The 24,070-nt window shown below is 59.3% G+C and carries 20 protein-coding genes; 10 read left to right on the top strand and 10 right to left on the bottom strand.

The window, feature by feature from the left end:
• Positions 1-249: 249 nt before the first annotated feature.
• The 3 genes from CLV83_RS16395 to CLV83_RS16385 all read left to right on the top strand — a co-directional run bounded on the left by CLV83_RS16395 (position 250) and on the right by CLV83_RS16385 (position 2,359).
• Positions 250-897: a HupE/UreJ family protein gene (locus tag CLV83_RS16395; protein ID WP_243642416.1), complete on the top strand. Its 648-nt coding sequence runs from the start codon at positions 250-252 to the stop codon at positions 895-897.
• A gap of 7 nt (positions 898-904) precedes the next feature.
• A complete protein-coding gene (locus CLV83_RS16390) occupies positions 905-1,465 on the top strand; it encodes a hypothetical protein (protein WP_132294857.1) in 561 nt (186 codons plus the stop codon).
• A gap of 93 nt (positions 1,466-1,558) precedes the next feature.
• Positions 1,559-2,359 (top strand): DUF1338 domain-containing protein, encoded by an 801-nt coding sequence (locus CLV83_RS16385; RefSeq protein ID WP_132294854.1) that lies wholly within the window; start codon positions 1,559-1,561, stop codon positions 2,357-2,359.
• 30 nt (positions 2,360-2,389) lie between these two features.
• On the opposite strand, the gene glcF is transcribed toward CLV83_RS16385, so the two are convergent.
• The 8 genes from glcF to dctP form a co-directional block, all read right to left on the bottom strand.
• Complete coding sequence (gene glcF / locus CLV83_RS16380) at positions 2,390-3,598, bottom strand: glycolate oxidase subunit GlcF (protein WP_132294852.1); 1,209 nt, start codon at positions 3,596-3,598, stop codon at positions 2,390-2,392.
• A 6-nt stretch (positions 3,599-3,604) separates the two neighbouring features.
• Positions 3,605-4,669: a glycolate oxidase subunit GlcE gene (gene glcE / locus CLV83_RS16375; RefSeq protein ID WP_132294849.1), complete on the bottom strand. Its 1,065-nt coding sequence runs from the start codon at positions 4,667-4,669 to the stop codon at positions 3,605-3,607.
• The gene (locus tag CLV83_RS16370) at positions 4,662-6,167 is read right to left on the bottom strand and encodes an FAD-linked oxidase C-terminal domain-containing protein (protein ID WP_132294846.1); all 1,506 of its coding nucleotides are present in this window, start codon (positions 6,165-6,167) and stop codon (positions 4,662-4,664) included. The genes glcE and CLV83_RS16370 overlap by 8 nt, the downstream gene beginning before the upstream one ends.
• A gap of 44 nt (positions 6,168-6,211) precedes the next feature.
• Positions 6,212-6,643: a GlcG/HbpS family heme-binding protein gene (locus tag CLV83_RS16365; RefSeq protein WP_104004987.1), complete on the bottom strand. Its 432-nt coding sequence runs from the start codon at positions 6,641-6,643 to the stop codon at positions 6,212-6,214.
• A gap of 19 nt (positions 6,644-6,662) precedes the next feature.
• The gene (locus tag CLV83_RS16360) at positions 6,663-8,843 is read right to left on the bottom strand and encodes a malate synthase G (protein WP_132294843.1); all 2,181 of its coding nucleotides are present in this window, start codon (positions 8,841-8,843) and stop codon (positions 6,663-6,665) included.
• A gap of 79 nt (positions 8,844-8,922) precedes the next feature.
• Entirely contained in the window at positions 8,923-10,470 is a 1,548-nt protein-coding gene (locus CLV83_RS16355; protein WP_132294840.1) for a TRAP transporter large permease, read from the bottom strand.
• A complete protein-coding gene (locus tag CLV83_RS16350) occupies positions 10,467-11,168 on the bottom strand; it encodes a TRAP transporter small permease subunit (RefSeq protein ID WP_132294837.1) in 702 nt (233 codons plus the stop codon). The genes CLV83_RS16355 and CLV83_RS16350 overlap by 4 nt, the downstream gene beginning before the upstream one ends.
• A 79-nt stretch (positions 11,169-11,247) precedes the next feature.
• Positions 11,248-12,372, bottom strand: a complete 1,125-nt coding sequence (gene dctP, locus CLV83_RS16345) for a TRAP transporter substrate-binding protein DctP (protein ID WP_132294834.1) — start codon at positions 12,370-12,372, stop codon at positions 11,248-11,250.
• 281 nt (positions 12,373-12,653) lie between these two features.
• Between dctP and CLV83_RS16340 the strand changes: the two genes are divergently transcribed.
• Positions 12,654-13,436, top strand: a complete 783-nt coding sequence (locus tag CLV83_RS16340) for an FCD domain-containing protein (RefSeq protein ID WP_207894926.1) — start codon at positions 12,654-12,656, stop codon at positions 13,434-13,436.
• Positions 13,437-13,498: 62 nt separating this feature from the next.
• Here CLV83_RS16340 and CLV83_RS16335 read toward each other — a convergent pair whose 3' ends face one another.
• Both CLV83_RS16335 and CLV83_RS16330 read right to left on the bottom strand, forming a co-directional pair.
• Positions 13,499-14,392, bottom strand: coding sequence for a response regulator (locus CLV83_RS16335; protein ID WP_207894925.1), 894 nt, complete (start codon positions 14,390-14,392; stop codon positions 13,499-13,501).
• Positions 14,361-17,741 carry a hybrid sensor histidine kinase/response regulator gene (locus CLV83_RS16330; RefSeq protein ID WP_132294828.1) on the bottom strand — a complete coding sequence of 1,127 codons (3,381 nt, stop codon included), beginning with the start codon at positions 17,739-17,741 and terminating at the stop codon, positions 14,361-14,363. The genes CLV83_RS16335 and CLV83_RS16330 overlap by 32 nt, the downstream gene beginning before the upstream one ends.
• A 309-nt stretch (positions 17,742-18,050) precedes the next feature.
• On the opposite strand from CLV83_RS16330, the gene urtA reads away from it, so the two are divergent.
• The 6 genes from urtA (at position 18,051) to CLV83_RS16300 (ending at position 24,070) form a co-directional block, all read left to right on the top strand.
• On the top strand, positions 18,051-19,304 hold the full coding sequence (gene urtA / locus CLV83_RS16325; protein WP_279387533.1) for an urea ABC transporter substrate-binding protein: 1,254 nt from the start codon (positions 18,051-18,053) through the stop codon (positions 19,302-19,304).
• An 87-nt stretch (positions 19,305-19,391) separates the two neighbouring features.
• The gene (gene urtB, locus CLV83_RS16320; protein ID WP_132294822.1) at positions 19,392-20,318 is read left to right on the top strand and encodes an urea ABC transporter permease subunit UrtB; all 927 of its coding nucleotides are present in this window, start codon (positions 19,392-19,394) and stop codon (positions 20,316-20,318) included.
• A 32-nt stretch (positions 20,319-20,350) separates the two neighbouring features.
• On the top strand, positions 20,351-21,517 hold the full coding sequence (gene urtC / locus CLV83_RS16315) for an urea ABC transporter permease subunit UrtC (RefSeq protein ID WP_200826854.1): 1,167 nt from the start codon (positions 20,351-20,353) through the stop codon (positions 21,515-21,517).
• A 10-nt stretch (positions 21,518-21,527) separates the two neighbouring features.
• Positions 21,528-22,286, top strand: coding sequence for an urea ABC transporter ATP-binding protein UrtD (gene urtD / locus CLV83_RS16310; protein ID WP_132294819.1), 759 nt, complete (start codon positions 21,528-21,530; stop codon positions 22,284-22,286).
• 25 nt (positions 22,287-22,311) lie between these two features.
• Positions 22,312-23,001, top strand: coding sequence for an urea ABC transporter ATP-binding subunit UrtE (gene urtE, locus CLV83_RS16305; protein ID WP_132294816.1), 690 nt, complete (start codon positions 22,312-22,314; stop codon positions 22,999-23,001).
• Between the two features lie 25 nt (positions 23,002-23,026).
• The gene (locus CLV83_RS16300; RefSeq protein ID WP_132294813.1) at positions 23,027-24,070 is read left to right on the top strand and encodes an aliphatic amidase; all 1,044 of its coding nucleotides are present in this window, start codon (positions 23,027-23,029) and stop codon (positions 24,068-24,070) included.

Genomic DNA, 24,070 nt, shown 5'->3' with positions numbered 1-24,070 from the left:
CGGCCGCCAACGTGCATGAACCTGACCGATACCAAAGTACCCGCCATACAACGCCAAAATCCTATTCCGCATAAAAAGAGTCCCCACTAGGCTTAAGCTGTCCGACGCCAAGTTACAATCCGTTAAATCTAGCCTGGTTTTAACATGCTCGATTCTCTTCTCCATCCAAAACCTGCCGCAGGGTGCACACCCCATCCCGCACCAAGGCTGATATCAAGCCGAGTATTTGCGTGGGCGACATTGCTGGTTTTGACAGCGGTAAGCACAGGCATTTACGCCCACGGCGTGGATGAGAGCTCCAAAGCCTTTCTCAGCGATCAGACGGGCCAAGCGATCCTGCCATTTATCTATATCGGCGCCAAACATATGATCACCGGGTACGATCACCTTCTGTTCCTGACCGGCGTGATCTTCTTTCTGTTCCGCCCCCGCGAGATTCTGCTTTACGTCAGTCTGTTTACCCTTGGCCACAGCCTCACGCTGATCTATGGGACCCTGTATGAGATCAACCTGAATCCCTGGCTGATCGATGCCATCATCGGCCTTTCAGTGGTCTATAAGGGCTTTGATAACCTCGGCGGTTTCAAACGCCTGCTCGGCAATCAGCCGGATACCCGTATCGCCGTGCTGATCTTCGGCCTGTTCCACGGTTTCGGCCTGGCCACCAAACTGCAGCAACTGATCAACCGCGACGAAGGTACGCTGGCTAACCTGATGGCGTTTAACCTGGGCGTCGAACTGGGCCAGCTGGCTGCGCTTTTCCTGATCCTGACGCTGGTGACGCAATGGCGGCGACTGCCCGGTTTTCCCCGCTTTGCCCTGACCGCCAATACCGCGCTGATCAGCCTGGGGCTGATGCTCACCGGCTACCAGCTCACCGGTTACTACCTTTCCTGAGGTATCTATGTCTGATCTCTCTTCCTCAACGCCACACACCCGCTCAGCCACATCGCTGACCAAGCTTTGTGGCCTCGCCAGTAGCGTGGCCGCGCTGGTCTATACCTGTGTCATTCTGCCGGCGGAGTTCGGTATCGACCCGACCGGTTTTGGCCAGTTCAGCGGTCTTATCGCGTTGTCTCAGCCCGGGACAGCTGACGCAGGAACAGCGCCGGAAGAGCCAGGTAGCCGAGCGAATACGGGCAGCTATTCCCGTCACGAGATTCAGCTCTCTCTGCCCGCGGGAGAGGATCTGGAGTACAAGTTTCAGCTAGGCCAGGGCGACAAGTTCGCCTACCAGTGGAGCAGCAGCGAACATGTCGTACATGTGGACTTTCACGGTGAGCCGGCGGGCGACACCACGGGTTACTTTGAGAGTTACTCCCTGGGCGAGGTTACCGGGCTTGAAGGTACCCTGACCGCACCCTTCGATGGGTCTCACGGCTGGTACTGGCGTAATGACAGCGATCGCGCCATCACCATCAACCTCCAGGTACAGGGGCGCTTCGAGGTACTTGGCATCCGCTGATGCAGCTTCGGTTTTCGACAGATAGACAGCGACCCACTACCTTTCAGGGTACGGGAGAACCTCAAAGCCGGTCAGACCGGAGGGAGGTGTGCTGTGAACCATCATCAGTTCTTCCAGCATTTATGGCGCGATTATGTCGATATCGCGCCCCAGGCCGAAGCGATTCAGCAGCTGTTTATCGAGCGTGGCGAAACCATCGTCAACGACCACGTGGCGTTTCGCACCTTTGCCCGCAGCCCGATTGAGCTGGAACGGCTGGAGCCCCTGCTCGAGCAGCTCGGTTACCACGCTTTCGGCCAGTACAAGTTCGATACCAAGAAACTGCGCGCCCGCGCCTATCGTCACGAAATGGACGAGCTGGCGCCGAAGATATTCCTCAGCGAGCTGGAGTTTGAACATCTCTCCGAGCGCGCCCAGGCGATTATCCACACCCTGATCGCCCAGATACCGAAAGATGCGGTGGAGGATCCAGACCTGTTCTGGCATGGCCGCCTCTGGGCGATGCCGAGCTACGATGCCTACTCTGCACTCAGGGATGAAAGCGAATATGCCGCCTGGCTATCGGTGCTGGGCCTGAGGGCAAACCACTTCACCGTCAGCATCAATCACCTGGAGACGATGCAGACGCTGGAGGCGGTCAACCACCTGCTGAAAGCCAAGGGCTATGGGCTGAACGATGTGGGCGGGGAGATCAAAGGCTCAGCCGCGGTGCTGCTGGAACAATCATCGACCCTCGCCGATAGGATCGCCGTGACTTTCCCCGGCGGCGATACCCACCGGGTGCCGAGCTGTTTTTATGAGTTCGCCCGGCGCTACGAGGAGTCACCGGGCAAGCTCTTCCAGGGCTTTATCGAGGGTAATGCGGATAAGATTTTCGAGTCCACGCACGCTTGATGAGTTAATCCTAAAGCCTAACGGCCTGGATCAGGTGTCGAGCAGCTCGATCCAGTGCTGTACCGGCACCGGGGATCGGGTCTCGATATGCAGCTGACAGCCGATATTGGCGGTGACGATCTTCTCCGGCCCATCGCCGGTGAGCGCGCGGATCTTGTTGTCCAGCAGACGCTTGCTCATCTTCGGCTGTAACACCGAATAGGTGCCGGCAGAACCACAACAGAGGTGTTTCTCCTCGGTTTGCGCCAGCGTAAAGCCCACCGCCTGCAGCACCTTATCCACACTGCCGCCCTGCTTCATCGCATGTTGCAGGGTACAGGGGCAGTGCACGGCCACCTTGCCGTCGCCCCGCTGCGCCTTCAGCACGCTCAGATCCTCACCAAGCAGCACTTCTGACAGGTCTTTGGTCAGCTCGCTCACCCGCTTCGCTTTCTCCGCATAATCGGGATCGTTGCGCAGCAGATGACCATACTCCTGCACCATGGCACCGCAGCCCGACGCAGTCATCACGATCGCCTCGCAGCCGGCTTCAATCGCCGGCCACCAGGCATCGATATTACGGCGCATAAAATCCAGCCCCTCATCATGGGCAGACAGATGGTAACTGACGGCACCACAGCAACTCGCCTTCGGCGCTTCCACCAGGGTAATCCCCAATCGGTTTAGCACCCGCGCCGCAGCAGCATTGGTGTTGGGCGCCGCCGAAGACTGGGCACAGCCCGCCAGCGCCAGCATCACCCGCTCATGACGTTGCGCCGGCCAGGGCGAGGCACTGCGTTTCGGCGGCACCTTGGTTTTCAGCTGCGCCGGCAACAGCGGGCGCGCCAGCTGGCCCAGCTTCATCAAGGGGCCAAAGCGTCCCGGATAGGGCAGCACCTTGCGCAGCCCCCAGCGCATAAGTTTCTCTTTGGTGGGCCGCTCCAGCTTCTCCTCCACCAGGCCACGGCCGATATCCACCAGGCGACCATACTTCACACCGGAGGGGCAGGTGGTTTCACAGCTGCGACAGGTCAAACAGCGATCCAGATGAGTACGGGTCTTTTCACTGACCTGGCCGGTCTCCAGCAACTGTTTGATCAGATAGATACGGCCACGCGGGCCGTCGCGTTCGTCATTCAGCTCCTGATAGGTGGGGCAGGTGGCGGTGCAGAAGCCGCAGTGCACGCAGCTGCGCAGAATCTCTTCCGCCTCCGGACCTTCGGGGCTGGCCTGATAGATTTGCAGAATCTGGGTTTTCATATCGACCTACATCCAGCTATAGAGCCGGCCGGGGTTGAACAGCCCGTCCGGATCGAATGCCTGTTTCAACCGCTGTTGCAGCACCTGCACGGCAGGAGAAGGACTGTGCATCACTTCGCCACTGCGATCGCCGCCGCGGAACAGGCTGACCTGTCCGCCCGCCGCTTTTGCGATCTGCTCCATCTCGGCAAAGTCGGCTGCGCCGCTATACCAGCGCTGGGCACCGCCCCAATCCACCAGCCATCCGCCAGAGAGCTGTGGCATCCTCGCGGTGGGATTGACGGAGAAACGCCAGAGCGGCTGCTCGGTGCTGAAGAAATCCAGCTGCTGATCGCGCAGCTGCTGCCAGAAAGCATCGGCGTCTTCGAGCTCCTCACCGCCCCACTGAGCGGCGGTAGCATCCACCGCTGAGTGAGCTCCGGATAAACGGATGTAGAGCCTGTTGTCGAGCCAGCAGGCCGCGGTAATCGGCTTGGGCTGTGCCGCTCTCTGGTTCATGATCGAGACCGCCTCACCCAGCTCGCAATCGCTGACCAGGGTGCGGGTAGAGCCAGGTTTAGGCAGTACCTTAAGGCTCACTTCGGTAATCGCGCCCAGGGTACCCAGGGCACCCGCCTGCAGCCGCGACACATCGTATCCGGCCACGTTTTTCATCACCTGACCGCCAAAACGCAGATGCTCGCCATAGCCATTGATCAGGCGGATACCAAGCACCTGGTCGCGCACCGAGCTCCACCAGGGGCGACCCGGGCCGGACATGTTTGTAGCAAGAGTGCCGCCCAGCGTGGAGCCTTCGCCAAACCGTGGAGGTTCAAACGACAGCATCTGGTTGTGCTCCGCCAGCGCCGCTTCAAGTTCAATCAACGGCGTGCCGGCGCGGGCGGTGAGCACCAGCTCCACCGGGTGGTAACTGACGATGCCGCTGTGCTCTGCCAGGCTCAGCTCGGACAGAGACATATCCACAGCCCGGCCCATAAAGTTCTTGCTGCCACCGCCGACGATTCGCAAAGGCTGCTTCTGTTCGCGGGCGGCGAGCACCTGCTCGACCAATAGATTTGCCATATCAGCCATGGTGATGCCCTCCCTGTCCGTGATCATGAAGCTGAGCGGCTGCACCCGCGTTGGGCTCTATATCCTTATCCAGCGAACGGTACTCCTGGCACTGCCTCAGGGTGGGTATTCCCTTGCCAGGGTTTAGCGTGCCCGCCGGATCGAAGGCGGCCTTGATACGGTGGAACTGCTCGATCTCAGAGTCATTGAACTGGGCCGGCATCTGGCGGATCTTCTCCACACCGACGCCGTGTTCGCCGGTAATACAGCCGCCCACTTCGACGCAGAGTTCCAGAATCCAGGCGCCGAAGGCCTCGGTCTTTTCCAGCTCACCGGGTACGTTGGCATCGAACAGGATCAGCGGATGCAGGTTGCCATCACCGGCGTGGAATACGTTGGCCACACGCAGGCCGCACTCCTGGGATTTGCGGTCCATCTCGGTGAGTACATGCGCCAGCTGCCCGCGGGGAATAGTGCCATCCATGCAATAGTAGTCCGGTGAGATACGCCCCACCGCCGGGAACGCCGACTTGCGCCCCTGCCAGAGCCGCGCACGCTCCTCCTCGTTGTGGGATGTACGTACCGAGGTGGCACCAAGACGTTTGAACAGGCTCTCCACCGCATCGATATGCTCATGAACCTCTTCTGAAGTGCCATCCACTTCACACAGCAGCAGCGCCTGGGCTTCGGTGGGATAACCTGCCTTGGCAAAGGCCTCGGCGGCCACGATGGCGTGACCATCCATCATCTCCAGGCCGCCGGGGATAATCCCCTCGGCGATGATCGCTCCCACCGCATCGCCGGCGGTCTGTACCGAATCGAACCCGGCCATCACCACCTGCGCCACTTCAGGCTTGGGCAGCAGTTTGACGCGCACCTCGGTGACGATGCCAAGCAGCCCTTCGGAGCCGGTCATCAGCGCCATCAGGTCCATGCCGTAACAGTCCAGCCCCTCGCTGCCCAGGGTGAGGCGTTCGCCCTCCACGGTGAGCAGGTCGACGCTGAGCAGGTTATGCACGGTTAGGCCATATTTCAGACAGTGCACGCCGCCGGAGTTTTCCGCCACGTTGCCGCCAATGGTGCAGGCGATCTGCGACGAGGGATCGGGGCCGTAGTAAAGGCCGTTCTTACCGGCCACTTCGCTGATCGCCAGGTTCCGTACGCCGGGCTGCACCCGCGCCGCCCGGGCCAGGGTATCGATCTCCAGAATCCGGTCGAACTTGGCCATCGATAGCACCACTCCCTCGGGGTGTGGCATGGCGCCAGCGCAGAGCCCGGTGCCGGCGCCCCGGGCCACCACCGGAACGCCCTCCTGGTGGCAGATGCGCAGCACCTGCTGCGCCTGCTCTACGGTTTCCGGCAGCACCACCAGCATCGGCTGCTCGCAGTAGACCGAGAGACCGTCGCACTCATAGGGCTTGAGCGTCTCGTCATCGCTGATCACATATTCCGGGTCGATAAACTGGCGAAACCGCTGCGCCAGCACCTCGCGATCGACCCGTTTTCCCGCGTTACTCATCGGCTTTCACCTCACTTACCTCAGGCTTTCTGCCAACTCTCTGCTCAGACCCCGGCTCGGGTTCTAAGAAAGTGATCGATACCGGCCTGGGCGCACTCCATATCCTGCTGCGGTGTGCCGGAGCTCAGGCCGATCCCACCCACCACCTGATCATCCACGGTGACCGGCAGACCACCGCCAACCACGCACAGGCGCCCGCCCATGGAGGTGTGGATACCGAATACCAGGCTGCCCGGCACGCACTTCTCGTTATATTCGTGGGTCGCTTTTTTCGCGGCTGCAGCCGTATAGGCCTTGTCCTGGGCGATGGTGACGCTGGTGATCTTGCCGCCGTTCATGCGCTCAAACGCCACCAGGTTGCCGGATTCATCGACCACGGCGATGCACATGGGCACACCGATCTCCCGCGCCTTGGCGCAGGCGCCCTCCATGAGCAGCCGCGCATCCTGCAGGTCCAGTCTTTTTATTGTCAGCATGTTGATACCTGTTTCCCGATTAGTGTTTGGCTTTCTGCGCCCGACGATGGGCGTGCAGCAGCGGTTCGGTATAGCCGTTGGGCTGGTCGCAGCCCTTGAAGATCAGATCGCAGGCGGCCTGGAACGGAATGCTGTTCTCCAGGTCCGCCGCCATCGGCTGGTAGGCCGGATCACCGGAATTCTGCTTATCCACAACCTGGGCCATTCGTTTCAGCGTGTCGCTGACCTGGTCGTCGGTGCAGATGCCATGCAGCAGCCAGTTGGCCAGATGCTGGCTGGAGATCCTCAGGGTGGCCCGGTCCTCCATCAGCCCCACGTTGTGGATATCCGGCACCTTGGAGCAACCGATCCCCTGGCCGACCCAGCGCACCACGTAGCCAAGAATCCCCTGCACGTTGTTATCCAGCTCGTTCTGGATCTGCTCCGGCGTGAGTTGTGTATCGCCCAGCAACGGCGGTGTCAGCAGCTGTTCTATGGGGGCTTCCTGCCGGCCACTCAGCTCATGCTGACGCTGGTGCACATCGATCTGGTGATAGTGAGTGGCGTGCAGCGTGGCGGCCGTGGGTGAAGGCACCCAGGCACAGTTGGCACCGGCCTGGGGATGCGCCAGCTTGGCGCCCATCATCCGCGCCATCTCGTCCGGCATCGCCCACATCCCCTTGCCGATCTGGGCCACTCCCTCCAGGCCGCAGGCCAGGCCCGCATCCACGTTGCGGTCCTCATAGGCGAGAATCCAGGGCTCGGACTTGATCGCATCCTTGGGCAGCACCGGGCCGCCCTCCATGCAGGTGTGGATCTCATCGCCGGTGCGATCGAGGAAGCCGGTGTTGATAAAGAAGAGCCGCTCGCTGACGGCGCGCATGGTCTCTTTCAGATTGGCGGAGGTGCGGCGCTCCTCGTCCATGACGCCCACCTTCAGCGTATTGGCGGGCAGCGACAGCGCCTGCTCGACGCGGCCGAACAGCTCGTTGGTCAGCGCCGCCTCTTCCGGGCCATGCATCTTCGGTTTAACGATGTAGATGCTGCCGCGACGGCTGTTGCGGTAACGCCCCTGCCCTTTCAGGTCATGGATGGCACAGAGGCTGGTGACCATGGCATCGAGGAAGCCCTCGGGCACCTCATTGCCATCAGCGTCGAGCACCGCGTCGTTGGTCATCAGGTGGCCCACGTTACGCACCAGCAGCAGGCTGCGGCCGTGCAGCGTCAGCGCACCGCCATCCGGGGCCGAATAGGTGCGGTCCGCGTGCAGACGGCGTGTCATCTGCTTGCCGCCCTTTTCAAAGGTATCCTCAAGCGTGCCCATCATCAGGCCCAGCCAGTTGCGGTAGACCGCCACCTTGTCTTCCGCATCCACCGCCGCCACCGAGTCTTCGCAGTCGATGATGGTGCTCATGGCGGACTCCATCAGGATATCCTTCACCGAGGCGGGCGAGAGCTGGCCGATGGGGTGGCTGGGGTCGATCTGCAGCTCGACGTGCAGGCCGTTATGGCGCAGCAGCACACCGAAGGAAGCACCCTCCTCGTGGTAACCGGCAAAGCGGGTGGGATCCGACAGGCCTGTGACCTCGCCGTTATCCAGCACCATCGACAGCACCATGCGGCCCTTTTCGGTGTGCAGGCGGTATTCGACCACGCGTGTATGGGAGCCCTCGTTCAGCGGCGCCACGTTATCGAGGAAACGCGCCGCCCATTCGATCACCTTCTTGCCACGCTCGGGATTGAAGCCAGAGCCCTTCTCACAGCCATCGCTTTCATCGATCACATCGGTGCCGTAGAGCGCGTCATACAAGCTGCCCCAGCGCGCATTGGCGGCGTTGAGCGCGAAGCGGGCGTTACTGCAGGGAACCACCAGCTGCGGGCCGGCCACCTGGGCGATCTCCACATCCACGTGGGTGGTGGTGACGTTGAACGGCTCGCCCTCGGGGACCAGGTAGCCGATTTCACTCAGGAAGCCCATGTAGCTGTTAACATCGAACGGCTCATGCTTGTGAGCACGATGCCATTGGTCGATCTGCGCCTGCAGATCATCACGTTTTTTCAGCAAGGCGCGATTTACCGGACCCAGATCCTTCACGATCCCCTCAAACGCCTGCCAGAACGCTATCGGGTCCACGCCGGTACCGGGCGCGATTTCATCTTCAATCAGCTTATAAAGGGCGGCATCAACCCGCAGGCTACCTGCCTGAATTCGATTACTCATAACCAGATCTCGCTTTTACGATAACCAGAATCGGATTGTGACGGGGCTTGCGTCAGCCCCGTCGTCAAAGTCCCCGGCCTCAGCCGTAAACCATGCTGGGCAGCCAGGTGATCAGCGCCGGGAACAGGATGCAGAGCACCAGTCCGGTAGCCTGCAGGGCGAGGAACACCAGCGAGGAGCGGAAGATCGTGCCCATGGAGATCTCCGGCGGGCAGACACCGCGGATGTAGAACAGGGCATAACCAAACGGCGGGCTGAGGAAGGACATCTGCATGTTCACCAGATAAAGCACCCCGAACCAGAGCACCACATCCTCACCGGCCACCGGCGGCAGACCGAAGAGTCCTTCGAATTCCAGCGCCTGCACGATGGGGATAAAGATCGGCACCGCCAGCAGCAGGATGCCGACCCAATCCAGGAACATACCCAGGATCACCAGCAGCACCATCAGCAGGAACAGGATGCCGTAGGCCGACAGCCCGGTACCAAGAATGGTTTCGGTAATAAAGCTCTGACCACCCTGGAGGATGTAGAAGCCCACGAAGACCGAGGCACCAAACATTATCCACAGCACCATGGCCGAGGCCTTGGCCGTAGTAATGGAGGCTTCACGCAGGGTCTGTACCGAGAAGGCACCATGCTTCCAGGCCACCAGGATGGCGCCGAAAGAACCTATACCCGCCGCTTCTACCGGCGTCGCGACGCCACCGAACAGCAGACCGAGCACCAGCATCACCAGGATGATCGGCGCCACCAGATCTTTCAGCAGCATCAGTTTTTCGCCGAAGGAGATACGCTCCTCCATCGGTACCGGCGGCCCCAGTTTCGGATTCAACATGGTGCGGATCAGCACATACGCGATATACATACCGGAAAGCAGCAGCCCCGGAATAACCGCACCCAGGTAGAGCTCACCCACCGACTGCTGGGCCACCACCGCGTAGAGGATCGCCAGGATCGACGGCGGAATAAGGATACCGAGCGTACCGCCCGCCATGATCGAGCCGAGCGCGATCTGGTGGTCGTAGTTACGCTTCAACATCGCCGGCAGCGCGATAATCCCCATGGTCACCACCGCGGCGCCGATAACACCCACCATCGCCGCCAGAATGGTCGAGGCGATAATCGTTGCCGTAGCCAGGCCACCACTGAGGCCACCCATCCACTTGTAGACCACGTTGAACATCTCTTCGATCAGGCCAGCTCGTTCCAGCATCGAAGCCATGAAGATGAACAGCGGAATCGCCGCCAGGTCGGAGTTGGTCATCATCGGGAAGATACGGCCCGGAATGATGTTGAGCATCAGGCCATCACCCACCAGGTAGATGAACATCACCCCCAGACCACCGGTAACGAACGCCAGCGGCAGACCCATCATCAGCGCCACCAGCAGCGAGCCGAACATCAGGTAGGTCAGCGGCCCTATGGATACGCTGGAGAGCGAGCCCGCAAGTCTGAACAGAAAGTAGTCATCGCCGTAGGGATCGTAAAACACGGTATTGATCGTTTCGACCAGAATGACAAAGCCGAGGCCCACCGTGGCGATAATCATCAGCCAGGTGCCCAGCTTGCCCACCAGCGATCCCTGGCTGTGCGCCATCGGCGCATTCGTTGTTTGAGTGCTCATTGCGCGCCCTCCCGTCCCATACGCACGAACAGCGCGATATCCTTGATCAACTTGGACAGACCCGCGAGCAGGATCAGCACCGCACCCAGCAGCATCATGCCTTTCACCGGCCAATACTGAATGCCCCAGGTTTCCACCGTGGTTTCACCCATGTTGTAAGCGTCGATGAAGAAGGTCCAGGAGGTGCCGGCCAGCGCCAGCGTGAAGATAAAGAAAAACATGGAGGTGAAGATATCCATGCCCACCCGGCCGCGTTCCGGCAGCAGGTTATAGAGCACATCCACACGCACATGAGCACCGTGCAGCATGGCGTAAGCACCCGCCAACAGGTACTGCATACCCAGCAGCAGGAAGCTGGATTCATGCACCCAGATGGTGGGCATGTTGAAGAAGTAGCGCATGATCACTTCATAGAAGTAGAAGCAGACCGCGTTAACGGTCCAGAAGGCGACAAACACCCCGGACTTTTCGCTGATCCAGTCGATCACACGAGTGAAGGCGTTACCTTCGAAATGCTGGTGGATGATCGGATCCTCATCCGCCTGAACCTCACCCATGATCGGGTGCGACTCTTCCACCTCGGCCTTTTTGCTCAGCGCTCGCCGGTTCAGCGCCATCATGATCAGTGGCATTACCGCCAGCCAGCCCCAGTAGAGCCAGTGCGGCAGCACAAAGCCAAAGCCTTCAAGATCAGACATTATCGATTACCTCGTAAAGAGACAGGTCACAACTGCGGAGGGAGACAAAGCTCCCCCCTGTGGATAAACATCCAGGGCGCTATTCCATCCCTTCGATGTCCTCTTCCGAGATGTAACCGACGGTGTCGTTCATCATGTATTCCAGCTGCATGTCGAAGATGGCTCGGGCATCTTCATCTTTGTTGGCCCACTTGTACCAGATCGGGATCGCCGCCTTACGGAAGCGCATCAGGTCATCCTGACTGAGGCGTGACACCGTATCGCCGGCTTCCTTGAACTTCTCCATCGCCTCCACGTTGCGCTTCTGGATCGTCAGGTAGTGCCGCTGGGAGTAGTTACGCACCTGCTCCTCGACGATTTTCTGCAGTTTCGGGTCCAGGTTGTTCCAGGCGCGCATGTTGACGGTCAGGTCCATCAGATCCACCGGCTGGTAGATCGACATCACCCCTGGCGGCCCAAACAGGATGTAGTCGGTCACCTGGGAGAAGCCCAGTTCCCAGTTCACCGCGGGGCCTACATAGTCCGCCGCGTCGATGGTGCCCTTCTCCAGTGCCGGGAAGATATCGGAACCGGGCAGGCTGACGGTGGACACACCGAACTGCTGGAACACCTCCGCCACCATGCCACCCGGTACACGGATCTTCATCCCCTCGAGATCATCAAGGCTGTTCACCGGTTTCTTGGAGTGGATGATATTGGCGTCATGCTGAATCGGGCCGACGTAGAACAGGCCAAACTTCTTGTAGATCTCGCGGGTTTTTTCCAGCATCCCCATGGAGTAGAACATGGTGTCCCACTGGTGTGGCTGGTCGGGGCCCGCTGGGTAGGATGAGAGGAAAACCGAGGCCGGAATCTTGCCGGACCAGTACAGCGTGAAGGGGTTCATGCCCTGGAGTACGCCGTTGCGCACCGCATCGAACAGGGCGTTGTTATCAGCGGCCACCGATTTGGCCGGGAAGGGCTTGAAGATCAACTCGCCGTTGGTCTTCTCCTCCATTTCGTTACACCACTCCTCGAACAGGCGATAGCCCACGGTGCCCGCATCCCAGACCGACTGGATTTTCCAGGTCTGGGCAGCCTGAGCCGGTGTAGCTGCCATCATTGAGGTCCCTGCCACTGCCGCACCCGCCAGGGCGACAGACTTCAGAAATGCGCGCCGTGGCCGCTTTCCGGCTGTCGGGCTGTAGAGGTCATCGTTGCTCATATTCACTCTCCGTAATTTTTATTTTTCTGGATCTGAACGGGAACGCTGTGAGACACACTCCGCCGGGTTTCGCGCTCTCAAGCACAGAGAGTCCGGCGGAATGCGCAGGAAGAGTTGTCGACAAAAGAGATGCGGTCCAGCGAAAGGCCAACTGGTTGGACCAGTTTTTCAGCCAGCGCTGTGGACGCCTGGTCGGGAATCATCGATATTTATTAAGACGGCGCTAATAAGCTACGCTTAGTCATCGACAATAAGAACAACTGGTACAACCAGTGGATAAAATGACAAAACAGCAAAGTATCTCTACAGCTCAATCGATCGCTGCACATCTTGAGCAGATGATCCTGGACGGCACACTTACCCCGGAACGGAAGATCCCCTCGGAACGCCAGCTCGCCACCCGGCTGGGTGTTTCACGCACCATCGTGCGTGAGGCTCTGCATGAACTGCACGGGCGCGGCATGATCGAGACCCGCCACGGCAAGGGCTCGTTTGTCTCCTGCGCCGTACCTGCGCTGGATGAAGCCAGCCCGCTGATGCTGGCATTTTCCGGCAACGCCCGCACCCTCTACGACCTGTTCGAAGTCCGCGAGCAGCTGGAGGGGCAGGCAGCAGAACTGGCCGCGGAGCGCGCCACCGAGCAGGATCAGTACAAAATCCGCAAAGCGTTCGAGGCGATGGAAGCAGCAGACCCGCTGACCAACGCCGAACTCGATCACGCCTTTCACCGCGCCATCGTCGAGGCCTCACATAACCCTGTGCTGGTGCATGTTCTGAACAGTCTCAAGGGACTGATGCTGAATTCGGTGCAGGCCTCGGTGGCCAACCTGAACCACCGCCGCGCCTTCAAGCAGCAGATCGACAAGCACCACCGCCAGATCTATCACGCCGTGATCAGCCGCCAGGCCCACTGGGCGCGCAAGGCCGCCATGGCCCATGTGCGTCACGTCAGCGATTCACTGCGGAGGATCGAGGAGAAGGAGCAGCACCTGATACGCACCGCCTTTGACGACTCGCTGTACTGCTCAACAACGGATACTCAGGCCGAAGCCAGCGCCCACTGAAACCTGCTACTCCAACAGCACCCGATCCACACAAAGGCCCATCAGGGCGTTGGAGCATCCGCTCAACACAGCTCCCAGCGCTGACGTATGCACTCCAGTGCCGCGAAGGCTGCCGAGGTACGGTTTTCTACCCCCAGCTTGCGGAAGATCTGTTCCAAGTGTTTGTTGATGGTTCGCGGGCTCAGATCCAGGATCAGGGCGATCTCCTTGTTGGTCTTGCCGTGCACGATCCACATCAGCACCTCGGCCTCGCGTTCGGTCAGTTGGAACCTTTCCACCAGTTTTTCCTGATCGTTGGGCTGACGCGGATCGTCGATCTTAAATAGGTAACGTCCCAGCCCGTCATCATCGATCAGGTGACAGGTGACGCTGTCATCACCCAAGGTAACCACCGAAGCCGGCCCACCGACACGGGCATCCGCCACAGACTCCAGCAGCCCTTCTGCGATGGCCGCTGCCGCCGTCTCGGGGAACAGTTTATATACCTGGGGCGTGGCCCATTCAATCTGGCCATCGCTGCGCAGGCATAGTGTCATCAACCCATGGCCATCCATCACTTCATGGGCGCTGGCGGCACGTTTGGCGTTATCCAGGTGCGCCTTCATCCGCACCAGCAGCTCCTCATGCCGGATCGGCTTGGTTATGTAATCGATTCCACCCACTTCAAACGCCTTGACGATATCTTCGGTCTCGCTCAGCCCGGTCATAAAGATCACCGGTACCTGCATCAAGGCAGGCATAGACTTCAAACGCTTGCACACGTCGAACCCGGACATACCCGGCATCATCGCATCGAGAAGGATCACATCCGGTTGTATCTGCTCGGCAATACCGATCGCCTGCTCACCGTTCAGTGCCACGAAGACGTGAAAGTTCTGCTGGCACAGCAACTCATTGAGCATGCTGATCGCCTCTGGCGAGTCATCAACTACAAGTACTTTGGCTTTGGCATTCATTACACTGTCCATAAAGACTGGTGAGCGTCATCAACCGATCGATCACTCCTGCAAAATTGAAGGAGTTCACCATCGCCCGCAGCGCCTCTGTTTCCTGATTTGAGAGCGAGGCCTCCTGAGCGATGCGCTCCACCTCGCTTTTAATACCCTCGAGATATCCGATTTCGACGTAACGCTTAAGCTGGCCGATATTCACAACCGGCAAGCGCTCACTACCCACCTGCTCGTCGCGTTCTAGGCATTGCGCCTGTTTTTCCCACTCCAGGTGCAGCAATTTGCCGATCTGCTCCAGCAACTCGGCCACCCGTACCGGCTTGACGAGATAGGCATCGAACGGATGTACATCGGATAGCTGTACCCACTCCCTGGCATCGGCCGAAAGCATAATCACCGGCACATCGGCACCGCCCTCACGCAGCTTATGCAGCAACTCCCAGCCATTCATGCCAGGCATGGAAACATCAAGGATGAACAGGTCCGGCAGATCCTGTTCGCAGAGTTCGATGCAGTTATCCCCATCTTGGGCGGTAATCACGTTGAAGCCCACCGGCTGGAGAATATCGCGGATCAGATCGCGGTGAGTGGCATCGTCATCCACGATCATCACGCTTTTCCGCTCCCCTAGATATCCACCCAACCAGATCTGGCTGACCGGTATCTGCACCGGCTTGGTCAGGCTGGTCATCATCAACGTGAGTCGGAATGTGGTGCCGCGCCCGGGTATGCTTTCCACCTGCAGATCGCCGCCCATGATATCGGTAAGTAGCTTGGTTATAGTCAGCCCCAGTCCCGTACCCGGCTGATGGGTTCCTGAGGCCTCCAGCCGCTCGAACGGTTTGTAGATGCGCTCAATGTCCTCTTCGGCAATGCCCACTCCGGTATCGCTGATGACAAACTCCGCCACCTCGCTACGGTAGGTCAGCGTCAGCGATACGCTGCCCTTATCGGTAAACTTGATCGCGTTGGAGAGTAGGTTGATCAGTATCTGCCGCAATCTTTTTTCGTCGGTCGAGACGAACTCCGGCACCCGCTGCTGCCGGGTATAGCTGAAGTTGATTCCCTTGGCCTCAGCCTGCAGCCGGAACATATAGACGATCTGCTCCATGAAGCTGATCAGCGCCACCTCGTTGCGATAAAGTTCGAGACGCCCAGCTTCAATGCGGGATATATCAAGTAGCTCTTCAATCAGGTTCGCCAGATGTTCACTACTGCGCTTGATGACATTTATAGCCGGACGCCGGTGGGTAGGAATATCAGTAGCCACATCAAGTAATTGCGCGTATCCAAGCACCGCATTCAGCGGTGTCCGCAGCTCATGGCTGATACCGGTGAGGTAACGACTCTTGGCGAGGCTTGCGGCCTCCGCCATCTCCTTGGCTTCCTGCAACTCCTGGTCGGTCAACTCATGGGCGCGGATCTCCGCCATCAGCCGCTCGGTCTGCTGGGCGCTTTCATCCTGCGCCAGCACGCGGCTCTCATGGGCCAGCAAAAACAACCAGGCCGCGACACCGATGACAATCTGCAGCAGAAAGAACACCTTCCAGAGCACCAGACCGACAAGCTCGGTCTCCCCGGGAGACGGCCCCTGCATCTGGAAATAGATCAACGAGAGAAAAGCACCCACGATGGTATCGAACACCAGCATCAGACCGATAAAGTGACCCAAACGGGAGTTGACCTTGCCCATCAGCGCCGTCGGCAGTATCGCCCTGAGTACCGAGGAGATCTGGTGAGAAAAAGTGCTGTTCTGCTTGCAGGCGTCATTGCAGCGCGCATCGAGAGAGCAACAGAGCGAACAGATATTACCGCCGTAGAGCGGGCACACGGTCATATCCTCGGGCTCGAAATGATGTTCGCAGATCGAACATTGGGTACCGCAGGCGGGCAGCGGCTCGCGAGCGATGTAGTAACGGCTTCTGGTGGCCAGAGCGATCAGCGGCACCAGCACAAAGGTCGCGGCCAAGGCCACGAAAGGTGCGAACGCCTTCAGCTCGGGACCGCAGATACCGAGCATGCAGACAACCCCTATCAGTGACGAGATCGCCATGGAGCCAACGCCCACCGGGTTGATGTCATAGAGGTGAGCGCGTTTGAATTCTATCCCCCTCGGACTTATACCCAGCGGCTTGTTGATCACCAGATCGGCCACCAGAGAACCGACCCAGGCCACCACAAGAATGGAGAATATCCCCAGGATCGACTCAAACGCTTCGTAAATCCCCAGCTCCATAAGCAGCCAGGCGATAACCACGTTGAATACCAACCAGACCACGCGGCCGGGGTGAATATGGGTTAGTCGGGAGAAAAAGTTAGACCAGGCCAGTGACCCCGCATAGGCGTTGGTCACATTAATCTTCACCTGGGAAAGAATCACGAACAGGCCGGTCAGCGCCAGCGCCAGTTCAGGCGAAGCTGTCACGTGTTCAAAGGCGGTCATATACATCTGCGTCGGTTCTGCCGCATCGCTGATCAAGCCCCCGGTTTGCAGCACCAGCACCGCCAGAAAAGAGCCGATCAGGATCTTGATCGCGCCCATAATGATCCAGCCAGGCCCCGCCAGCAGCAGCGCACTCCACCAACGGAAGCGGTTATGGGAACCTTTTTCCGGTAGAAAACGCAGGTAATCCACCTGCTCACCGATCTGAGCCAGCAGTGACATCACCACCGTGGACGCTGCGCCCATCAGCAGAAAATCGAACTCTTCGCTCTGTTCCTTGTGGCCTTGATAGCCCAGCCAACCATCGATGGAACCCTCGCTATAGATCAGCACGCAGGCCAAAGGCAGAATCTGCAATGCTACCCACAGCGGCTGGCTAAACATCTGAAACCGACTGATAAAGGTAAATCCGTATATCACTACCGGAATCACCATAAATGCGCTGAAGAAATAACCAATGGAGAGAGGCACCGAGAACATCAACTCCAGTGCCTTAGCCATGATCGCCGCTTCCAGAGCCAGGAAGATAAAGGTGAATGAGGCGTAGATCAGCGAGGTGACGGTAGAGCCGATATAACCAAAACCGGCCCCCCGGGTCAGCAGATCGATATCCACACCGTAGCGCGCCGCGTAGTAAGTGATCGGTATCGCAGTGAGAAGAATCACCAGTGTTACCAGCAGGGTTGCCGCCAAGGTATGCTCGAAGCCGTAACTGAGCGTAATAGCCCCGCCGATCGCCTCCAGCGCTAGGAAGGAGATACCGCCCAGGGCGGTATTGGCCACCCTGCCGAGGGACCAGCGTCGCGCCGCCTTGGCGGTAAAACGCAGGGAATAATCCTCCAGCGTCTGGTTAGCCACCCACTGGTTGTATTTGCGCCTGACCCTGAAAACCTGTTGCTGCGGTGTCGTCATTTCAATGCACGCTCACTTTTCGCACCGACAAGGCACACCTTCCGTCCAACTACTGCCCCGCCGGTGAACATTCACTCACTGTGCACTCTCTGTGCAATGGACGTACGGCCCCGTTTCCAGGGATTAGGAACGTGTGCAACTAACGTACCCGCGAGTGTCACCTCCCCGACGTTTTTTAACCATGGGGTAAATGACGTATGCCGCTTGGAGCATTTGCCGAATGTTCCTCTCCCGAGTCGTTCCCGATACTGGCTTTCAACACGAAGCACCGAAATGCCCGGTCCACAACTCAGGAGAAACACCATGCGAATGCGTGATAAGAAAGCGACTACCCACTCGCCGCTACGCCGGCGGCTGTTGAAAGGATTCCTCGCGCTCCAGGCCGCCGTTGTACTCGGCAATGCCAGTATCGCCAGCGCTGAAGAGGTGAATACCACCGGTCTTGCAGTCACCGAAGACACGGTCAAAGTCGGCATCCTTCATTCGATCACCGGCACCATGGCGATCAGTGAAACCGGTTCCGTGCAGGCGGAGAAACTGGCCATCGACCAGATCAACGCCATGGGTGGTGTACTCGGTCGGCAGATCGAATACATCCAGGAAGACGGCGCCAGCGACTGGCCGACTTTCGCCGAAAAATCCCGCAAGCTGCTGGTGAACGACAAGGTTGCTGCCGTGTTCGGTTGCTGGACTTCTGCTTCACGCAAAGCGGTATTGCCGGTGTTTGAGCAGTACAACGGCATGCTCTACTACCCGACCTTCTACGAGGGCCTCGAAGAGTCTCCGAACGTGATCTACACCGGCCAGGAAGCCACGCAGCAGATCCTTGAGGGCCTGGACTGGGCATCCCGCGAGAAGGGCGCGAAAACCTTCTACCTGCTGGGCTCCGACTACATCTGGCCACGTACCTCCAACAAGATTGCGCGCAAGCACATCGAAAACAAGCTGGGCGCGAAAGTACTGGGCGAAGAGTACTACCCACTGGGCCACACCCAGTTCAACTCTGTCATCAACAAGATCAAGCTGCGTAAGCCTGATGTTGTGTTCATCTCCGTGGTGGGCGGCTCCAACGTGGCCTTCTACAAGCAGCTCAAGGCTGCCGGTATCGACATGACCCAGGAGAAGCCGCTGTTCGTGACCATTTCCGTCACCGAGGATGAAATCCTGGGTATCGGCGGTGAAAACATCGACGGTATCTACGCTTCCATGAAGTACTTCCAGAGCCTGCCGAACGATAACAACCAGGCGTTCGTTAAAGCATTCAAAGAGAAGTATGGCGACGACATCGTTATCGGTGACGTTACCCAGGCCGCCTACCTCGGCCCCTGGCTGTGGAAAGCCGCTGTCGAGAAAGCCGGCTCCTTCGATATCGACAAAGTGCGCGCGGCATCACCGGGCATTGAGCTGACCACAGCGCCTGAAGGTTATGTGCGTATCCATGAGAACCATCACCTCTGGTCCAAGACCCGAATCGGCAAGGCGCATACCGACGGCCAGTACGAGGTTGTCTACGAAAGCTCCGATCTGATCGAACCGAACCCCTTCCCGGAAGGTTATCAGTAAGCAACCGCACCACTGGGAGCCCGCCACAGATGGGCTCCCTCTCAGCTTCCCGGTTTATGAAAATCCCGAGCTACGGAGCCTTTCATCATGTTTGCTGATTACTCCTCTTCTGAACTCGTGGCGATCTTCGCCATGCAAGGCTTCGCAGGCCTGAGTCTGTTCTCCATATTCGTATTAATGGCGCTGGGTCTGGCAATCATTTTCGGCCAGATGGGCGTTATCAACATGGCACACGGGGAGTTCATGATCCTCGGCGCCTACATGACCTATCTCACCTCCCATGTTTTCGAGAGTCTGATGCCAGGACTCTATGGGGCCTACTTTATCGTGGCGATGATGGTCGCCTTTCTTGCCGCCGGAGCCCTGGGCGCCTTTGTCGAATGGGCATTGATAAGGCGACTCTACCACCGCCCGCTGGACACACTGCTTGCCACCTGGGGTTTGAGCCTGATCCTGCAGCAGTGCTACCGCTCCATCTTCGGCGCTCGTGAAGTCGGTGTCAGCCTCCCCGACTGGCTGATGGGTTCCGTCGCCATCACCGACATGATCGAAGTTCCGATCAATGGCCTGTTCGTGATGATTCTGACCCTGCTGATTGCGGCTGGCGTTTACTACCTGATGTATCGCTCCAACTGGGGTGGTCAGGTACGTGCCGTAGTACAGAACCGTCCCATGGCCGGTGCCGTCGGGATTAATACAGAGAGAGTTGACCGCGCCACCTTTGCACTGGGCTGCGGTATCGCCGGCGTCGCAGGTAGCGCTTTCACCATGATCGGCTCCACCGGGCCTACATCCGGCCAGCTTTATATCGTCGATACCTTCCTGGTGGTGGTCTTCGGCGGCGCAGCCAGTCTGCTCGGCACCATTGCATCCGCGTTCACCATCTCCCAGGCCCAGTCAACGATGGAGTTCTTCCTCAGCGGTTCCATGGCCAAGGTACTCACGCTGCTGGTGGTGGTAGGCATCCTGATGCTGCGCCCCCAGGGTCTGTTCTCACTGAAGATTCGACGCTGATGGTCTGAACGGAGGAAATCACGATGAATGTTATGAAAAGTAATCTGTTCAAACGTCAGGATCTGATCAACTACGGGCTGCTGGCACTGCTGTTGCTGGTGGTCCTGCCACTGACGCTTGATATTTTCCGCCTCAATCTGGTGGGTAAGTATCTCTCTTACGCCTTTGCCGCCATCGGCCTGGTGCTCTGCTGGGGTTACGGCGGCATCCTGAGCCTGGGGCAGGGTATCTTCTTCGGTATCGGCGGCTACGCCATGGCGATGTTCCTGAAGCTGGAGGCCTCATCCCCCGAGGCAACGGCTATCCAGTCCACCCCGGGTATTCCCGACTTTATGGACTGGAACCAGCTCACCGCCCTGCCCTGGTTCTGGGAGCCGTTCAACTCGCTGGGCTTCACCGTGCTGGCGATACTTTTTGTGGCGCCGCTGTTCGCCTTCGTGGTCGCCACGGCGATGTTCAAGCGCCGGGTGGGCGGGGTCTACTTCGCCATCATCACCCAAGCGATCGCCGCGATCCTGACCATCCTGATCATCGGTCAGCAGGGTTACACCGGTGGCGTTAACGGCATCACCGACCTGCGCACGCTGATGGGCTGGGATATCCGCAGCGACTCCGCCAAGTACGTGCTCTACTTCTTCGGCGTGGCCATGCTGTTCCTCTGCCTGCTGATGGCTCACCTGGTGCTGAAGAGCAAGCTGGGCCGCCTGCTGGTCGCAATCCGTGACCGTGAAGACCGGGTGCGCTTCTCCGGCTACGACGTCTCCAACTTCAAGATTTTCGTGTTCTGCTTCGCGGCCATGCTGTCCGCCATCGGCGGCGCCATGTTCACGCTGCAGGTGGGCTTCATGTCGCCCACCCTGGTCGGCATCGTGCCCTCCATCGAGATGGTGATCTTCTGTGCCCTCGGCGGTCGTCTGTCGATCATCGGCGCGGTTTACGGCGCACTGCTGGTCAACGCCGCCAAGACCACCATGTCCGAAGCCTTCCCGGAACTCTGGCTGTTCGCCATGGGTGCTCTGTTCATCGGCGTGGTGCTGGCCTTCCCGAACGGTCTGGCCGGTCTTTACACCCTGCTTGTGGATAAGTTCAAACAGCGTCGCGCGCACTCTTCTGCTCCTGCCAATCGCACTTCTGCACCGGCTGCAGAAAAAGAGCAGGTCGATTCCAGCAGCGGCGTTACCGCACCGAGCCAGTCTTAAGGAGACGATCATGAGCCTGTCCCACAACAACCCGCAGGATTTTGTTCTCGCCGTCGAAGGACTGACGGTCTCTTTCGATGGCTTCAAGGCGGTGAACGACCTGTCGTTCTACGTCGATGAAGGTGAGATCCGCGTCATCATCGGCCCCAACGGGGCCGGCAAGACCACGGTGCTCGACCTGATCTGCGGCCGCACCAAGGCCACCGAAGGCTCCATCAAGTTCCGTAACCAGGAACTGACCAAGATGAAGGAGCACCAGATCGTCCACGCCGGCGTCGGCCGCAAGTTTCAGAACCCGTCGATCTACGAGGACCTGACGGTATTCGAGAACCTGGAGCTCTCCTTCCCCCGCGGTCACAGCGTGTTCGGTGCCCTCACCTTCCGCCGCAATGCGGAGGTGATCGACAAGGTCACCGAGATCGCCGAAATGATTTTCCTCTCGGACCTTCTGCACCAGCGCGCCGACCTGCTCAGCCATGGCCAGAAGCAGTGGCTGGAGATCGGCATGCTGCTGATCCAGGACCCGGCCTTGCTGATGCTGGATGAACCGGTGGCGGGGATGTCGGTGGCAGAGCGCAAGAAAACCGCCGAGCTGCTCAACCGCATCACCCAGGACCGCTCGGTGCTGGTGATCGAGCACGACATGCAGTTTGTCGAGGACATTGCTCACCGAGTCACCGTTCTGCACCAGGGACAGCTGCTGTCCGAAGGCTCGCTGGAGCGCGTGAAGAGCGACCCGAAGGTCGTCGAAGTCTACCTCGGTCACTAATCAGCCCACAGGGCAGGAGCTCAACATGCTCAATGTATCCAATTACGACGTCGCCTACGGCCAGAGCCGCGTTATCAACGGCATGAACCTGGAGTTGGGCAAGAACGAGATCATCGCCATCCTTGGCCGCAACGGCATGGGCAAGACCACGCTGATGAAATCGCTGATCGGTATGATCCCCTCCAGCGGCGGTTCGGCCAGGCTAGACGAAACAGAACTGGCCGGCCTGAAAAGCTATCAGCGCGTCTCCGCCGGGGTCGGCTTTGTGCCCCAGGGGCGAATGATCTTCTCCACCATGACCGTGGAGGAGAACATCCGCACCGGTCTCACCACCACCGGCAGCAGCACCATCCCTGAGCATCTCTACACCCTGTTCCCGGTGCTCAAGGAGATGAAACACCGCCGTGGCGGCAACCTCTCCGGCGGTCAGCAGCAACAGCTGGCCATCGCCCGCGCCCTGGCCAGCAACCCCAAGCTCTTACTGCTCGACGAGCCCACCGAGGGGATTCAGCCCTCCATCATCCGCGAGATGGCGCGCACCCTGCGCAAAATCCGCGACGAGCATGGCCTGGCGATTCTGGTCTCCGAGCAGGTGCTCAGCTTCGCCCTCGATGTGGCCGACCGCATCCTGGTGATCGAGAAGGGCAACATCGTTCACGACGTACCGGTGGCCGAAGCCGACGAGGCCACGATCACCCGCTATCTGTCCGTTTAACCCGCTTTAACGAGGAGTCCACGCCATGAGACACGGTGATATTTCCAGCAGTGCCGATACCGTCGGCGTCGCGGTGGTCAACTACAAGATGCCGCGCCTGCACACCAAGGACGACGTGCTGGCCAATGCCCGCCAGATTGCAGACATGATCACCGGCATCAAGCAGGGCCTGCCCGGCATGGACCTGATCGTGTTCCCCGAGTACAGCACCATGGGAATCATGTACGACAAGGGCGAGATGATGGCCACCGCCACCACGATTCCGGGCGAAGAAACGGCAATCTTCTCCGAGGCCTGCCGCCAGGCAAAAACCTGGGGCGTATTCTCACTCACCGGCGAACAGCATGAGGAACACCCCAACAAGGCGCCCTATAACACCCTGATACTGATCAATGACCAGGGTGAGATCGTGCAGAAGTACCGCAAGTGCCTGCCCTGGTGCCCGATCGAGGGCTGGTATCCCGGTGATCGCACCTACGTCTCCGAAGGTCCAAAGGGACTGAAACTCAGCCTGATCATCTGCGACGACGGTAACTATCCGGAGATCTGGCGAGACTGCGCCATGCGCGGTGCCGAGCTGATCGTACGCTGCCAGGGCTATATGTACCCGGCCAAGGAGCAGCAGGTGATGATGGCCAAGACCATGGCCTGGGCCAACAACACCTACGTGGCGGTGGCCAACGCCGCCGGCTTTGATGGCGTGTATTCCTACTTCGGTCACTCCGCCATCGTCGGCTTTGACGGCCGCACCCTCGGCGAGTGTGGCGAGGAAGAGATGGGAATCCAGTACGCCCAGCTCTCGCTCACCGAGATCCGCGACGCGCGCAAGAACGACCAGTCCCAGAACCACCTCTTCAAGCTGCTGCATCGCGGCTACACCGGCGTCTATAACTCCGGCGACGGCGACAAGGGCGTGGCGGACTGCCCGTTCGAGTTCTACCGCTCCTGGGTCATGGACGCGGAGAAAACCCAGGCAGAGGTCGAGGCGATGACCCGCGACACCATCGGCGTGGCGGAGTGTCCCGTCGGCGGTCTGCCGATGGCCGAGCAGGAGAAGGAAGCGGGCTAA

Source organism: Marinobacterium mangrovicola (assembly GCF_004339595.1).
GTDB classification, from domain to species: Bacteria; Pseudomonadota; Gammaproteobacteria; order Pseudomonadales; family Balneatricaceae; genus Marinobacterium_D; species Marinobacterium_D mangrovicola.
Note: the sequence above shows the minus strand (reverse complement) of the source record. Positions and strands in the feature narration are given on the sequence as shown.